Consider the following 15,325-nt stretch of genomic DNA (forward strand, 5'->3'; position numbering starts at 1 on the left):
AGCCTCGTCATCTCGCGCGACATCGGCGGCGCGCATTAAGCCAACATTAAAAACGTCGGACACGCGATTCTTATAATCGTAACGGACGTGCCACGACCGCCGCCTATCGCGCCCTTCAAGGCAAACACTGCCGAAAAAGGGAACTCCTCGATGTTGAATTCAGCAAGCCTGCGCTTGCGGCTGCTGGCCGGCGCCGCCCTGACGGTCGCGATCGCGTCGCCAGTGCTCGCGGTCCCCGCGCCGACCGCCGCCAAGGATACGGCGCCCGCTACCGCTGCCGCAGACCCCGTGATCGATCCGGCCCCCGCAGCTGTGGAACCGGCCGACCAGACCGGTCTTGGCGAGATCGTCGTCACCGCGACCAAGCGCGAGACGAACCTTCAGAAGACGCCGATCGCGATCAATGTCCTGAGCAGCCAGGCGCTGACGGATCGTCACGTCCAGAGCCTGTACGATCTCGCCGACGGCGCCGTGCCGTCGTTGCGTGTCGCGACCTTCGAAGCGCGCCAGTCCGCGCTGACGATCGGCATCCGCGGCATCGTGCCGCTCGACGCCAACCAGCCCGCCCGCGAGCAGGGCGTCGGCGTCTATATCGACGGCGTCTATCTCGGTCGCCAGCACGGCCTGAACGCAGCGCTGTTCGACGTCGACCGGATCGAAGTGCTCAAGGGCCCGCAGGGCACGCTGTTCGGTCGCAACACCGAAGGCGGCGCGCTCAGCATCGTCACCAAGGGCCCGAGCGGCAAATGGGGCGGCAGCGCGACCGGCGGGATCGCGAACTACGGCAGCTATAACGGCTCGCTGCATCTCGACCTGCCCGAAACCTATGGCGTGGCGCTGAAGCTCGACGGCGTCATCCAGCATCAGGATGCAACCACCAAGAACCCGCTCGAGGGCCAGACCGGCTTCAACTATTATCACCGCCGCGGCTTCAAGGCGACCGCGCGGGTCCACCCGATCTCGGGCATGACCGCCGATTTCAGCTACGACAACGGCTATGACTCGAACAGCCCGTTCTACAGCCAGCTGCTCAACGTGAACCCGAACGGCTGCAAGGCGGGTGCACAATCGGCATCGTCTGCCTGCACCCTGCCCGGCACCAACTACACCACGCTTACCGGCACCGTGAAGCCGCTCCCGAGCCAGGTCGTGGTCAACGGCACCAGCCGCGCGAAGGTCGCCGATATCGGCGTTCCGCAGCAGCCGAGCGTCGACAAGACGCACGGCTTCACCTCGAACATCCGCTGGGACGTCGCACCCGAGATCGAACTCCGCTCGATCACTGCATGGCGCGGCGTGAACGCGACCCAGTATGACAATAGCGGCGGCTATCACCGCGTCCCCGTCGTCGCCGCAGGGTGCACCGGCACCGCGTGCAACTTCAGCCGCTACAGCCTCGCCGACCTTCACCAGAACCAGTTCAGCCAGGAATTCCAGGCGGTCGGCACGGTCGGCCAGTTCGATTACGTCGCCGGGCTCTATTACTTCAACGAACATATCAGCGACGACGCCGCGACGCCGAACTCGCTCGCCTTCAATTCGGCGCTGACGACGATCTCGGTGCTCGATCCCTGCACCGGGTCGGGCGGGTTCGGCTCGCTCGTGGGCTGTCGCTCGATCGATCGTGCTTCGGAAGTGCATTCGAAGAGCTATGCCGGCTACGGCCAGGTCACCTGGAACGCGACCGACCGCGTCCACCTGACCGCCGGTGGCCGCTACACGCGCGACGAAAAGCAGGGCGTGCTGCATTATTCGCGCAACCTGAACTACGACACGGCAACCGCAGCGCAGCTGACCGCGGCCGGCTACAAGCCGCTCGACGCCACCTGGAACCGGTTCAATCCGATGGCGACGCTCGCTTACGACGCCAGCGACTCGGTCCATGTGTACGCCAAATACGCGACCGGATACCGCGCCGGCGGTGCCAGCTCGCGCACCTCGAACTACCAGACGTTCAACCCGGAGGACGTGAAGTCGTACGAGATCGGCGCGAAGACCGATTTCTGGAACCACCGCGCGCGCCTGAACCTCGCCGGCTACATCATGGATCGCAAGAACAGCCAGGTCGACATCAGCTCGATCCAGACGACCGCGTCGGGCAGCTTTAACAACCTCGTGACGATCAATGCGCCGGGGATCACCAAGATCCGCGGGATCGAGGCCGATCTGACGGTGCAGCCGGTCGACGGGCTGACGCTGACCGCAGGCTATGCGTACACCTACACGAAGATCCCGCCGGTGCTGATCGCGTCGACCGGTGTGTACCAGAACTTCTACATCGTGTTCACGCCGCGCAACGCCGCCAACGGGTCGATCGACTACACGATGCCGATCAGCGACATGGACCTGAAGTTCCACCTCGACGGCAACTACTCGCAGGCCACGCAGACCTTCGACCAGTTCGCGACCAAGAACGATCCGGCGTTCATCGCCAACGCGCGTCTGGCACTGGCGAACATCCATGTCGGCGGCAGCAACGCGGTGACGGTCTCGGCCTGGGTCCGCAACCTGTTCGACAAGCAGTATGTGTTCCGCCGCGATCCGTCGAACAGCCTGCCGGGCGCCCCGACGACCAACCTCACATCGGGCAGCGTCAACAACGTGCTGGGCGACTACGGCAACTTCAACGCGCCGCGCACCTACGGCATGGAAGCCTCGGTCAAGTTCTGACCTCACGATCCTCCCCCGCAAGGGGGAGGTGGCGCCGAAGGCGACGGAGGGGGAGGATACCAAACACAGGGTGTCGCCCCCGCCCCCTCCGTCAGGCTCCGCCTGCCACCTCCCCCTGGCGGGGGAGGTTTACTTGTTGGTTCAGCCGCGTGGCAAGCTCAGCACCACGCGTAACCCAGGTCCCGCGTCCTCGAGCGACAACGTGCCGCGGTGCAGGCGAACGATCGCATCGATCAGCGCGAGGCCCAGGCCATGCCCGACATCGTGACGGCTGATGTCCAGACGCCCGAACCGGCGAAGCGCCAGTTTGCGCTGGTCGGCCGGGATGCCTGGGCCATCGTCGGTCACCGTCAGCATCGTCGCAGCCTTGGTCGAGACGACGCCGATCTCGATCCGCGTGCCCGTGGGCGTATGGCGGATCGCGTTCTCGATCAGGTTGACCATCGCCTGGCCCAGCAACTGCCGGTCACCGACGATCTGAACCGATTCCTTCACGACGATGTCGAGGTGCCGACCGCTATCCACCACGACCGGCTGCATCATGTCGCCGACCTCCCGAACCAAGTCGGCGAGATCGAACGACGCGAACGCGGCGCGACGATCCCCCCCCTCGACCTCGGCGATCCGCAGCATTGCCGCGAACATCGCGAGCAGCTCGTCGCTCATCGCGATTGCGGCTTCGAGATCCTCGCGCTGCGCCGCCGTCTCGGCCCGGCGTACAGTCAGCGCAAGCTGGCTGCGCAGCCGCGCGAGCGGCGTGCGCAGATCGTGCGCGATGTCGTTCGAGACGTTGCTGATGCTCGCCATCAAGTCCGAGATTCGGTCGAGCATCCGGTTGAACGCCATCGCCTGGTGCGCGAACTCGCCGCCCGACGGGTGGATCGGCACGCGTCGCGTCATGTCGCCGTCGATGATCGCCTCGACCGTGCGCCGCGTCTCGCCGATCCGCCGGCCGATCGTGACGACCAAGAAGACCATGCCGCCAATCACGATCAGCACGATCGAGCCGAACCCGATCAGGTAGATCCGCGTGCGCGCGGCGTTGTAGTCGTCGAACGGCTCGGTCTCGGCGACCGTGGTCAACGTCATCCCGCCATCAAGGGTGCGGACCAGCGCGCGCCCGGCAGACAAACCGGCGATCCGGTCGTCGCGCGCGATCGTCGAGAAGCCCAGCGGCAGGCGGCGCGACAAGGTGATGTTGCCGCCGAGCCGACGGCCGTTCGCATCGACCAGCAACAAACCGATATCGCCAGTGTCGCGCTCGCGCATCGCCGCATCGATCCGGCGAAAGACGTCGGGCGGCCGCCGGTCGCCCGGCACGCCGGCAATCGCGTCGCTGACGACCAGGATGCGGCGATCGACCAACCGCTCGATCGTCTGCAGCGTGATACTGTGGATCGCGACCCCGGTCCCGATCGTCGCGACCAGGAACGCCAGCAGGAAGGCCCCGGTCAGCGTGCGAAGCGACCGGAACCGCATCAGCCGCGCAGCATGTAACCGACGCCGCGCACCGTCACAATCGGGTCCTCGCCGCCCGCCGCGGTCAGCTTGACGCGGAGGTGGCGGACATAGACGTCGACGATGTTGGTGGTCGGCGCGAAGTCGTAGCCCCAGACGCGCTCGACCAGCATCGCCCGCGTCAGCACCGCGTCGGCATTGGCGACGAACTCGGCGAGCAGCTTGAACTCGAGCTTGCCTAGGTCGAGCGCGATGCCGTCGCGCCATGCGCGGAACTTGGTCGGGCTGACGACGATGTCGCCTGCGCGGATCGTGTCGGCGCTACCGCCGGTCCAGCCGCGTCCGCGGACGATCGCGGCCAGCCTCGCGCTGAGTTCGGCGGCGGCGACCGGCTTGACCACGTAATCGTCCGCACCCGCCTCAAGGCCTTCGACCTTCTCGACCGACCGGCCGAGCGCGGTGAGCATGATCACCGGCACCGTCATGTTGCCGCCGCGCAGCCTCGCGAGCACCGACATCCCGTCGACCTTGGGCAGCATCCGGTCGAGCACCACCGCATCGAACGGCGCGCTGTCGACCGCGGCCAGCGCCTCGCGGCCATCGACCGCGACCGTGACGCGGTGATCGAGCCCGCGCAGTTCCTCCGCCATCGCCTGCGCGAACACCGCATCGTCCTCGACCAGCAACAGGTTCAGGCTCATCGTCGTCTCGCCGAAATGGGGCCCCCGCCCTACCGCGCTTTCGCCCTCCCACGCAAACCATGCGCAAACCAGGCGCTACGCGGCCTTGAGCTGGATCACGAAGCGATCGGTCGCCGCGCGGAGCTGGCGCGCGGTATCCAGCAGCCCGGTTGCGGCGCGCGCGACCATGTCGGACAGCCCCGCGGTCTCGCCTGCGACCCGCGCGATCCCAAGCAACTCGTCCGCCATGCTGTCGATCCCCGCCGCGGTGCTGTCAGCGGTGCGCTCGATCGACGCCGCGGTCTGGTGGTGATGCCGCACCTCCGCCTGGATCGTGTCCGCGGCGGTCGCGAGGTGGCCGATCATCGTCGCGATCCGGCCGAGCGCATCGTTGGCGACCCCCGCCCCCTGCTCCGCGGAGCCAGCCAGCGCACGGATCTCACTCGACGCGCCGGTCGCCTGCCCGGCAAGCTGCTTGACCTCGCTCGCGACCACCTTGAACCCGTTGCCGGCATCGCCCGCGCGCGCCGCCTCGATCGTCGCGTTCAGCGCGAGCAGGTTGGTCTTGGCGGCGATCTGTTGAATGGAGTTAGCGAAGCTGCCGATCGTCTGCGTCCGTTCGACGAGCGCGATCATCGCCGTGTGGCTGAGCGTCGATGCGGTACGCGCCTCGGTCCCGAGCTGGACCTGCTGTTCGGCCACGCTTGCGATCGACGTCACCGACTGGGTCAGCGCATGGATCTGTGCCGACAATCGCCCCGCGCTCTCCGACGACTGCGTAGCCGCGGCGGCGCTCGCTTCGGTCTGGCGGGTGGCGACCTGCGCGAGCTCGTTCAGCGCACGCGCCGACCCATCGAGCCGGGTCGACGCCGACCCGACCGAGTCGACGATATCGGCCACCGACGCCTGGAACGCCTCCGCCAACGCCAGCATCTCGGCGGCACGCTGCGCGGCGAGTTCGCGCTCGATCTCCAGCCGACGCTGGCGTTCGCGCGCCTCGCGTGCCTCGGCCGCGCGCATCCCGGTGATCGCCTCCTCCATCCGGTTGCGGCTGTCGATCGCCTCGTTCGCGAGCGTCTCGCTCTCGCAGCGCGCGGTCTCCTGGCGGATCATCAGGCTACGCAACCGGACTGTGACATAGCTCAGCACCGCAAGCTGCAACCCGACCGCAGCGGCATGAATGATCACGCGGCCGATATTGCCCGAACCGGTGAACACCCAGCCCGGCGCCGCCGTCTCCAGCACGAGATGATGGACCGCGATCAGCCCGGCGGCGAGCGCGATCGGCCGCCAGTCGCACAGCACCACGAGGGCGGCGAGCGCGACGAAGAAATACATGTGCGCATCCATCTGCCAGGCATGCCCCTGCAGCAGATACACGCCGAGCGCCGGATACACCGCGGCGGGCGTGCCGGATACCAGCCGCGCAACCGGGTCATGACGCCGCCGCACCGCCATCAGCGTCGGCGCGAGATTGACCAGCACCGCGACGACCAGCACCGGCACGAGCCCGTCGGCATCGAGCCACAGCCCCATCACGCCAAGCCATAGCGTACAGACCCAGCCCGCGATCGCGACGATGGCGATGCCGCGCGCGCGGAAGATCTGGAGGTCGGTGGGGTTCATGCCGCGACCGCCGTCTCGCCGCAGGCTGCGCCCGACGCGCCGAGCAGCACCACGCCATGCGCCATCATCAGCCCTGCCAATTGCGCACGATCGCCCCTGACGATGTAGCTGTTCGGCAACGGCCCCGCACCGATCAGCAGGGCATGGCCCGCGACCGCGGTCGGCAACAGGCTCGCGGCCGCGTTCGTGCCGACCGGTACGAGGAGATATTCGCCATGCCGCGGCGGCCAGGCCATCAGTACCGCGAAGCCGATGACGACTGCGATCCCCTGTGCGGCGATGCAGATCGCCACCGCGGAATTGTAAGAACGAACCATATGTTCGACCTACGTACAATGCGTTAGGCGGCAGTTAACGTATCGGTCACCGTCTCGCTATCACTCAATCAGCCAGTCGATCACAGCTTACGGCAGCAGCAGCGTGCTCCCCCAGGTACGCCCGCTCTCGACCGCGCGATGCGCATCCGCGGCGTCTTCGAGCGCGAAGGTCTGGCCGATTTCGGGGGTGATCGCGCCGCTGTCGAGCATCGCGAACAGGCGGGCGATGCCGGCGTGCCTTTCCTCGGGCGTGACATAATAATCGAACAGAGTCGGCCGGGTCACGAACAACGACCCTTTCCGCGCAAGAACCCCGATATTGACACCTTCGACCACGCCTCCCGCATTGCCGTAGCTGACGATCAGCCCGCGCTTGGCTGCGCTGTCGAGCGACGCGTTCCACGTCGCGCCGCCGACGCCGTCGAGAACGACGGGAACGCCCTTGCCGTCGGTGATCTCGCGCACCCGCGCGGCGATGTCCTCGGACTTGTGGAGGATGACATGATCGGCGCCCGCTTTCCGCGTCCGCGCGGCCTTGTCCTCGCTGCCGACGCTGGCGATGACGGTCGCGCCGATCGCCTTCAGCCAGCCGACCAGGATATGGCCGACGCCGCCCGCGGCCGCGTGGACGAGGACGGTCTGGCCTGCCTGCACCTTGGCGCAACGCTCGACCAGGAATTCGGCGGTAGTACCTTTGAGCAGGATCGCCGCGGCGGTGCGGTCGTCGAGCGTGTCGGGCAGTTTGAACAGTTGGTTCGCCGGCACGTTGCGCTCGGTCGCATACGCGCCGCGCGACGGGCCGAAGGTGCCGACACGGTCGCCGGGCGCGAAGTCGGTGACGCCCTCGCCGACCGCCATCACCACGCCCGCAGCCTCGCTGCCGAGCCCCGAGGGCAAGTCGACCGGGTACACGCCGCTGCGGTGATAGGTGTCGATATAGTTCAGCCCGACCGCGGTGTTGCGCATCCAGACCTCGCCCTTGCCCGGTGGCGGCAGTTCGACGTCGCGCCACTGGATGACCTCGGGACCGCCGATCTTGTCGATGAATGCCACTCTCGCCATGCCGGCCTCCTGATGAATTTCCCGGTCAACCTAAGGCATGCGTTTCGGGTTGCAACCGATCTCCGGCGAGCCCATTCCTTGGCGAGACAAGATGCGGAGAGGCACGATGAAAAGCTATTTGAAGCAGTATATCGATGGCGCGTGGGTCGAGAGCGAGGGCGGCACCGTCTATCAGGTGATCGACCCGTCGACGGAACAGCCCTGCACCGAGATCACGCTGGGTACCGCCGCCGACGTCGACAAGGCGGTCGCCGCGGCCCGCGACGCGTTCGAAAGCTGGAGCCAGACGAGCGTGCAGGAACGGCTCGATGTGCTTGGCCGGATCATGACCGAATACAAGGCGCGGATGCCCGATCTGGCGAAGGCGATGTCGCAGGAGATGGGCGCACCGATGGCGCTCGCGTCGATGGCGCAGGCGCCCACCGGCCTCGCGCATTTCTCGGCGACCGCGAAGGCGCTGGCGGCGTTCGAATTCTCTGAGGTCATCGGCAAGGCGACCGTCGTGCACGAGCCGCTCGGCGTCGTCGCGATGATCACGCCGTGGAACTGGCCGCTCAACCAGATCTGCGCGAAGGTCGCGCCTGCGCTGGCGGCGGGCGACACGATGATCCTGAAGCCGTCCGAGGAGGCGCCGTCGTGCGCGGTGATCCTGGCGGAAATCATGGATGCGGCGGGCGTGCCGGCGGGGGTGTTCAACCTCGTCAACGGCGACGGGCCGGGTGTTGGCGCGGCGCTGTGCGCGCACCGCGAGGTCGACATGGTGAGTTTTACGGGCTCGACGCGGGCCGGGATCGCGGTCGCGCTGGCGGCGGCGCCGACGGTCAAGCGCGTCCATCAGGAGCTTGGCGGCAAAGCGGCGAACCTTGTGCTGGAGGGCTCCGATCTCGCCGCGGTACTACCGCCGACGGTGGCCGGCGTGCTCGCCAATTCGGGGCAGAGCTGCATCGCGCCGACGCGCCTGCTGGTGCATGCGAGCCAGGTCGCGGAGGCCACTGCGATCGTGAAGTCGATGATGGAGCAGACCAAGGTCGGCGATCCCGCCGAGATGGGCCAGCATATCGGCCCGGTCGTCAACAAGGCGCAGTTCGATAAGATCCAGGGGCTGATCCAGTCGGCGATCGACGAAGGCGCGACGCTGGTGACCGGCGGCGTAGGTCGGCCGGACGGGCGAAACGCCGGCTTCTACATCCAGCCGACGCTGTTCACCGACGTGCGCCCCGACATGCGGATCGCGCAGGAGGAGACGTTCGGGCCGGTCGCTACGATTACGTCGTACAGCAACCAGGACGAAGGCATCCGCATCGCCAACGCGACGGAATACGGGCTGTCGGCGACGATCTCGGGCGATCCGGCGGCGGCAGCGAAGGTCGCGCCGAGGTTGCGCGCGGGGCTGGTGACCATCAACTCGTGGAGCCCGGACATCGGCGCGCCGTTCGGGGGGTACAAGCAGTCAGGCAACGGTCGTGAGAACGGGCGGTATGGGCTAACGGACTTCATGGAGGTGAAGACGATCACCGGCTTGCCGGGTGACGTACGCGAGGGGAAGCCGGCCGAAGCCGGGGCCTGACCCTGCAACCCTCCGTCATCCTGACGAAAGTCAGGATCCAGAGCCGATGGGACGGCGCGCGTAACTCTGGATCCTGACGTTCGTCAGGATGACGGGTGACTCAGTGCGTCGGCCAGACCGCGACGATCAGCGGGGTGCCTACCAGCAGCACGAGCAGCGACAGCGGTGCGCCGAGCCGCGCGTAGTCGCTGAACCTGTACCCGCCCGGCCCCATCACCAGCGTGTTGCACTGGTGGCCGATCGGCGTCAGGAAATCGCACCCCGCCCCGACCGCCGTCGCCATCAGGAACGCCTCGGGCCGGAACCCGAGATCGCCCGCGAACGTCGCGGCGATCGGCGCCATCACCAGCACCGTCGCGGCATTGTTGAGGAACGGCGTCACCGCCATCGCCGCCGCCAGGATCAGCGCGACCGCGCCCCAGGGCGGCAGCGTCGCCGCGGTCGACGACAGCCAGGTCGCGATCACCTCCGACGCGCCGGTGGTGCGCAGCGAATCGCTGACCGGGATCAGCGCGCCGAGCATGATCAGGATCGGCCATTCGACATGATCGTACGCCTCGCGCACCGGCAGCACGCCGGTCGCCATGATCAGCCCCGCCGCGGCAAAGAACGCGACTGCGACGGGTACGAACCCCATCGCCGTCGCGCTCATCGCCACGGCTAGGATGCCGATCGGCAACCAGCTCCGTTTCGACACGCCAAGCCGCATCTCGCGCTGCGCCAACGGCAGACAGCCGAGGTCGCGCAGTTTGCTAGGCAACTGCTCAAGCGGCCCCTGCAACACCAGCACGTCGCCAGCGCGCAACTCGGTATTGGCGAGGCGGCGCGAGAGGTGTTCGCCCTGCCGCGAGATCGCGATCAGGTTGACGCCGTAGCGCGCCTGCAACGCGAGCCGCGCCGCGGTCTTGCCGACCAGCGCCGAGCCGAGGCCGATCACCGCCTCGATCACGCCGACCTCGTCGTCGTCGTCCTCGTCCGCCTTCTCCCGGTCCTCGCCTTCCAGCTTCAACCGGTCGCGCGCGATCACGCGTTCGAGCGCGTCGGGATCGCCGCCGAGGATCAGCGTGTCGCCGGCGCGTAGATGCGTGTGCTCGTGCGGCGCGCTGCGCATGCCGGCGCGGAGGATGCGGGTGATCGTCACCTCGCGGTCATGACGGTCGAGGAACGCGTCGACCGTCTCGTCGACCGCGGGCGAGGCCTCGGGGATCATCGCCTCGGTCACATAGCCTTTGATGTCGAGCGCCTCGCCCATCGTCGGCGCGGCACGGCGATCGCGGGGCAGCAGCCGGTAGGCGAACCGCAGATAGATCAGCCCCATCAGCGTCAGGCCGAGCCCGACGGGGGCATAGTCGAACATCCCGAACGGGTGTCCGGTCATCTGTTCGCGAACGCGGCTGACGATGATGTTGGGCGACGTGCCGACCAGCGTGATCAGCCCGCCGAGCAAAGATGCGGACGCCATCGGCATCAGGAACACCGAGGGCGAGGTGTCGTTCTTCTTCGCCATCTGGAATGCTGCGGGCATCAGCATCGCCAGCGCGCCGATGTTCTTGACCAGTGCCGACGCGAACCCGACCGACGCGGTCAGCAGCAGTAATTGCGACCGGACGCGGGTCACCCGCTTGGCGAACTTGGCGAGAGCAAGCTCAATAATCCCAGAGCGCTGCACTGCCGCCGAGATCACCAGCGCAGAGCCGACGATGATGACGATGTCGTCGGAAAAGCCCTTGAACGCGTCCTTCGGGCTGACGATGCCGAGCGCGATGCTGGCGAGCAGTGCGAGGATCGCGGTGACGTCGTAGCGGAACCTGCCCCAAATGAAGAGCGCCATCATCCCGAACAGCGTGGCGATCGAGAGATACTGGGGAACGGTCATCGGGTCTCCGCATGTCGACCCATAATAAGCGCGGGCTCGCGGCGGTTGTTCCGCGCGCGAGCCCGGACCTTAGTCGAGGTTAGGACGAAGCCAGCGTTCGGCGGTCTTGAGGTCCGCGCCACGGCGTGCGGCATAGTCTTCGAGCTGGTCGCGGCCGACGCGGGCGACGCCGAAATACTCGGCCTGCGGGTGGCCGAAATAGAAGCCGGAGACGGCGGCGGTCGGGAACATCGCGAAGCTCTCGGTCAGTTCGAGGCCGGTCGCGGTCGGCGCGTCGAGCAGGTCGAACAGGATCGGCTTGAGGCTGTGGTCCGGGCAGGCGGGGTAACCCGGCGCCGGACGGATGCCGCGATACTGTTCCTTAATCATCGCTTCGTTGGTGAGCTGTTCGTCGGGCGCATAGCCCCAGAGATCGGTGCGGACGTGCTTGTGGAGGCGTTCGGCAAAGGCTTCGGCGAAGCGGTCGGCGAGCGCCTTCAGCAGAATGTCGTTGTAATCGTCGTTGTCCGCCTTGAAGCGGGCGATGTGATCGTCGATCCCGTGGATGCCGACTGCGAAACCGCCGAACCAGTCGTCCTGGGTGTCGACGAAATCGGCGAGACACATGTTGGCGCGGCCTTCGCGCTTGGCGATCTGCTGGCGCAGCATGGGGAGACGTACTTCGTCTTCTGCCCCCTTCCCGATTGCGGGAAGGGTCGGGGAAGGGCCTTCTTGTGCGGCACGCCCCTCCCCTGACCCCTCCCGCAAGCGGGAGGGGGAAAGAACCACATCATCACCCTCACGCCGCGCAGGCCACAGCCCCGCTACCCCGCGCGGGGTCAGCCACTTCTCCGCGACGATCGTATCGAGCATCGCCTGCGCATCCGCGTACAGCGAACTCGCGCTCTCGCCGACGACCTCGTCGGTCAGGATCGCCGGGAAATTCCCCGCGAGCTCCCACGCGCGAAAGAACGGCGTCCAGTCGATATAGTCGCGCAGATCCGACAGATCCCAATCCGCGAACACATGCACGCCAGGCTTCACCGGCGCAGGCGGTTTCAGCGCGAAATCCGCAACGAACGCGCGCTCGCGCGCGGTCGCCAGGGGCAGCAACTCGCTCTGCCCCTTGTTCGCGCGCGAGATCCGCACCGCCTCATACTCGTCCGCGGTCTTGGTCACGAACTCGTCGCGGATCGTGTCCGACACCAGGGTCGACGCGACGCCGACCGCGCGGCTCGCATCGAGCACATGCACCACCGGACCATCATACGCCGGCGCGATCCGCAGCGCGGTATGCACCTTCGACGTCGTCGCGCCGCCGATCAGCAGCGGCATCGTCATGCCGGCGCGCTTCATCTCTTCGGCGACCGTCACCATCTCGTCCAGCGACGGCGTGATCAGCCCCGACAACCCGATCATGTCCGCATCGTTCTCGTTGGCGGCTTCGAGGATCTTCGACCACGGCACCATCACGCCGAGATCGACCACGTCGAAGCCGTTGCACTGGAGCACCACGCCGACGATGTTCTTGCCGATATCATGCACGTCGCCCTTGACGGTCGCCATGATGATCTTGCCCTTGCCGCGTGCGCCGGGCTCCTTGGCCGCCTCGATATACGGGAGCAAATGCGCGACCGCCTTCTTCATCACGCGCGCCGACTTCACGACCTGCGGCAGGAACATCTTGCCCGACCCGAACAGGTCGCCGACCACGTTCATGCCGTCCATCAGCGGGCCTTCGATCACTTCGATCGGCCGGCCGCCGGCATCGGCGATGATCTGGCGCGCTTCCTCAGTATCCTCGACGACGTGGAGGTCGATGCCCTTGACCAGCGCATATTCGAGGCGCTTGTTGACACCCAGCGACCGCCATTCCGCCGCCGCCTTCTCCGCGACCACGTCGGTGCCGCGATAGCGTTCGGCGAGCGCGACCAGCCGGTCACCCGCCTCGGGATCGGTGTTGAGCACGACGTCCTCGACCGCCTGGCGCAGCTCGGGATCGATGTCGTCGTAGATGTCGAGCTGGCCGGCGTTGACGATCGCCATGTCCATGCCCGCGGGGATCGCGTAGTACAGGAACACGCTGTGCATCGCCCGGCGCACGGGTTCGTTGCCGCGGAACGAGAAGCTGAAGTTCGACAGCCCGCCCGAGATATGGACGTGGGGGCAGCGCGCCTTGATCTCCTTGCACGCCTCGATGAAGTCGACGCCGTAGTTGTTATGTTCCTCGATCCCCGTCGCGACAGCGAAGACGTTGGGATCGAAGATGATGTCCTCGGGCGGGAAGCCGATCCCGACGAGCAGCTTGTACGCGCGCTCGCATATCTCGACTTTCCGGTCCTTGGTGTCCGCCTGCCCGACCTCGTCGAACGCCATCACGACGACCGCCGCGCCATAGGCCATGCACTTGCGCGCTTGGGCGAGGAACTGCTCCTCGCCCTCCTTCATGCTGATCGAATTGACGATCGGCTTGCCGCTGACGCACTTCAGCCCGGCCTCGATCACGCTCCATTTCGAGCTGTCGACCATGAACGGGATGCGCGCGATATCGGGTTCGGCGGCGATCAGCTTCAGGAACGTCGTCATCGCGTGGTGCGCGTCGAGCAGCCCCTCGTCCATGTTGACGTCGAGCACCTGCGCGCCGCTCTCGACCTGCTGACGCGCGACCTCGACCGCGGCGGGATAGTCGCCCGCCATGATCAGCTTCTTGAAGCGCGCCGAGCCGGTGACGTTGGTGCGCTCGCCGATGTTGACGAAGGAGGTGGAGGAGGTGGTGGTCATCGGTTTTCCAATTCCTCCCCGGTACGGGGAGGGGAACCGCTCGCAGAGCGGTGGAGGGGGCTCTCCACGAACGTTACGCTTGGTGGAGAGCCCCCTCCACCACGCCTTTCAGGCGCGGTCCCCCTCCCCGTGCCGGGGAGGATTTACGCCGCCATCGTGAATGGTTCGAGGCCGGCGAGCTTGGTCCGCACTTCAGGCCGCGCCACAGCCCGCGGCTCGAGCCCACGCACACCATCGGCCATCGCCTTGATATGCGCCGGGGTCGACCCGCAGCAGCCGCCGAGCACGTTGACCTGCTTGGCCACCGCCCACTCGCCGACCAGCCCGGCCGTCGTCTCCGGCTGCTCGTCATACTCGCCGAGTTCGTTCGGGAGCCCCGCGTTCGGGTAGACCATGATCAGCGTATCGGCGATCGCCGACAGCGTCTTCACGTGCGGCCGCAGCTGCTCCGCGCCGAACGAACAGTTGAGCCCGATCGTGATCGGCTTGGCATGCCGCACCGCATGCCAGAACGCCTCGACCGTATGCCCCGACAGGTTGCGCCCCGAGAGATCGGTCAACGTCATCGACATCATGATCGGCACGTCGCGCCCGAGAGCGTCGCCCGCCTCGATCGCCGCCATGATCCCGGCCTTGGCGTTGAGCGTATCGAACACCGTCTCGATCAGGATGAAGTCGACACCGACCCCCTCGCCGCCTTCGAGCAGCGCGTCGATCTGTTCGCGGTACACGCCCTTCAGATAATCGAAGTCGATCTCGCGAAAGCCGGGATCGTTGACGTCGGGCGACAGCGACAGCGTCTTGTTGGTCGGCCCGATCGCGCCGGCGACGAAGCGCGGACGGCCGTCCTTGGCCTCGTATTCGTTGGCGAGCGCGCGAGCGATCCTGGCGGACTCGACGTTGATCTCGCGCACCAGATGCTCTGCGCCGTAGTCGGCCTGCGAGATGACGTTTGCGCTGAACGTGTTGGTCGAGACGATGTCCGAGCCGGCCTCCAGATATTCGCGCGTGATCGTTTCGGGGACGTCCGGCTTGGTGATCGCCAGGATGTCATTGTTGCCCTTCTGGTCGTGCGACAAGCCGAGCGACCCTGCGTAAGCCGCCTCGTCGAGCTTCCAGTTCTGGATCTCGGTGCCGAACGCGCCGTCGGTGATCAGGATGCGCTTGGCGGCTTCCGCGTTGAAACGTTCACGTGGTGTCATCGTCGATCTCCTCCCCTCCCGCTGGCGGGAGGGGTCGGGGGAGGGAAGTGCCGCAAACGAGACGGTCGGGTTGGGCCAGCCCCTCCCCTGACCCCTCCCGCAAGCGG

9 protein-coding genes and 1 pseudogene are annotated in these 15,325 nt (G+C 66.9%); 2 read left to right on the plus strand and 8 right to left on the minus strand.

All coding sequences use genetic code 11. From position 1 onward, the window contains the following. Positions 1-150 precede the first annotated feature (150 nt). Positions 151-2,670, plus strand: a complete 2,520-nt coding sequence (locus C8J46_RS12220) for a TonB-dependent receptor (protein WP_132739367.1) — start codon at positions 151-153, stop codon at positions 2,668-2,670. A gap of 141 nt (positions 2,671-2,811) precedes the next feature. Here the strand turns inward: C8J46_RS12220 and C8J46_RS12225 are convergent, their stop codons facing one another. From C8J46_RS12225 to C8J46_RS12245, 5 genes are all read right to left on the minus strand, one after another. Next, positions 2,812-4,149 (minus strand): ATP-binding protein, encoded by a 1,338-nt coding sequence (locus tag C8J46_RS12225; protein WP_132739370.1) that lies wholly within the window; start codon positions 4,147-4,149, stop codon positions 2,812-2,814. Beyond that, positions 4,149-4,829, minus strand: a complete 681-nt coding sequence (locus C8J46_RS12230; protein WP_207894165.1) for a response regulator transcription factor — start codon at positions 4,827-4,829, stop codon at positions 4,149-4,151. Before C8J46_RS12230 ends, C8J46_RS12225 begins: the two co-directional genes overlap by 1 nt. 75 nt (positions 4,830-4,904) lie before the next feature. Continuing rightward, positions 4,905-6,434 carry a methyl-accepting chemotaxis protein gene (locus tag C8J46_RS12235; protein ID WP_132739372.1) on the minus strand — a complete coding sequence of 510 codons (1,530 nt, stop codon included), beginning with the start codon at positions 6,432-6,434 and terminating at the stop codon, positions 4,905-4,907. Further along, positions 6,431-6,751 (minus strand): hypothetical protein, encoded by a 321-nt coding sequence (locus C8J46_RS12240; RefSeq protein ID WP_132739375.1) that lies wholly within the window; start codon positions 6,749-6,751, stop codon positions 6,431-6,433. The genes C8J46_RS12235 and C8J46_RS12240 overlap by 4 nt, the downstream gene beginning before the upstream one ends. Before the next feature lie 87 nt (positions 6,752-6,838). Then, positions 6,839-7,813: a quinone oxidoreductase gene (locus tag C8J46_RS12245; RefSeq protein ID WP_132739377.1), complete on the minus strand. Its 975-nt coding sequence runs from the start codon at positions 7,811-7,813 to the stop codon at positions 6,839-6,841. A gap of 106 nt (positions 7,814-7,919) precedes the next feature. Between C8J46_RS12245 and C8J46_RS12250 the strand changes: the two genes are divergently transcribed. Next, complete coding sequence (locus C8J46_RS12250; protein WP_132739380.1) at positions 7,920-9,380, plus strand: aldehyde dehydrogenase family protein; 1,461 nt, start codon at positions 7,920-7,922, stop codon at positions 9,378-9,380. A 100-nt stretch (positions 9,381-9,480) separates the two neighbouring features. Here the strand turns inward: C8J46_RS12250 and C8J46_RS12255 are convergent, their stop codons facing one another. The 3 genes and pseudogenes from C8J46_RS12255 to C8J46_RS12265 all read right to left on the minus strand — a co-directional run bounded on the left by C8J46_RS12255 (position 9,481) and on the right by C8J46_RS12265 (position 15,218). After that, positions 9,481-11,256, minus strand: a complete 1,776-nt coding sequence (locus tag C8J46_RS12255) for an SLC13 family permease (protein ID WP_132739383.1) — start codon at positions 11,254-11,256, stop codon at positions 9,481-9,483. A gap of 69 nt (positions 11,257-11,325) precedes the next feature. Then, positions 11,326-14,037 (minus strand): annotated as a pseudogene (gene metH, locus C8J46_RS12260) (methionine synthase); the annotation flags it as partial. Positions 14,038-14,159: 122 nt separating this feature from the next. Next, positions 14,160-15,218: a homocysteine S-methyltransferase family protein gene (locus C8J46_RS12265; protein ID WP_132739389.1), complete on the minus strand. Its 1,059-nt coding sequence runs from the start codon at positions 15,216-15,218 to the stop codon at positions 14,160-14,162. Between the last annotated feature and the right edge of the window lie 107 nt (positions 15,219-15,325).

It is taken from the genome of Sphingomonas sp. PP-F2F-A104-K0414, assembly GCF_004340945.1.
Lineage (GTDB): Bacteria > Pseudomonadota > Alphaproteobacteria > Sphingomonadales > Sphingomonadaceae > Sphingomonas.

Excerpts from the sequence above, each read along its gene's own strand:
- C8J46_RS12220 (WP_132739367.1), top strand. The coding sequence starts at position 151 with ATGTTGAATTCAGCAAGCCTGCGCTTGCGGCTGCTGGCCGGCGCCGCC.
- C8J46_RS12225 (WP_132739370.1), bottom strand. The coding sequence starts at position 4,149 with ATGCGGTTCCGGTCGCTTCGCACGCTGACCGGGGCCTTCCTGCTGGCG.
- C8J46_RS12230 (WP_207894165.1), bottom strand. The coding sequence starts at position 4,829 with ATGAGCCTGAACCTGTTGCTGGTCGAGGACGATGCGGTGTTCGCGCAG.
- C8J46_RS12235 (WP_132739372.1), bottom strand. The coding sequence starts at position 6,434 with ATGAACCCCACCGACCTCCAGATCTTCCGCGCGCGCGGCATCGCCATC.
- C8J46_RS12240 (WP_132739375.1), bottom strand. The coding sequence starts at position 6,751 with ATGGTTCGTTCTTACAATTCCGCGGTGGCGATCTGCATCGCCGCACAG.
- C8J46_RS12245 (WP_132739377.1), bottom strand. The coding sequence starts at position 7,813 with ATGGCGAGAGTGGCATTCATCGACAAGATCGGCGGTCCCGAGGTCATC.
- C8J46_RS12250 (WP_132739380.1), top strand. The coding sequence starts at position 7,920 with ATGAAAAGCTATTTGAAGCAGTATATCGATGGCGCGTGGGTCGAGAGC.
- C8J46_RS12255 (WP_132739383.1), bottom strand. The coding sequence starts at position 11,256 with ATGACCGTTCCCCAGTATCTCTCGATCGCCACGCTGTTCGGGATGATG.
- C8J46_RS12265 (WP_132739389.1), bottom strand. The coding sequence starts at position 15,218 with ATGACACCACGTGAACGTTTCAACGCGGAAGCCGCCAAGCGCATCCTG.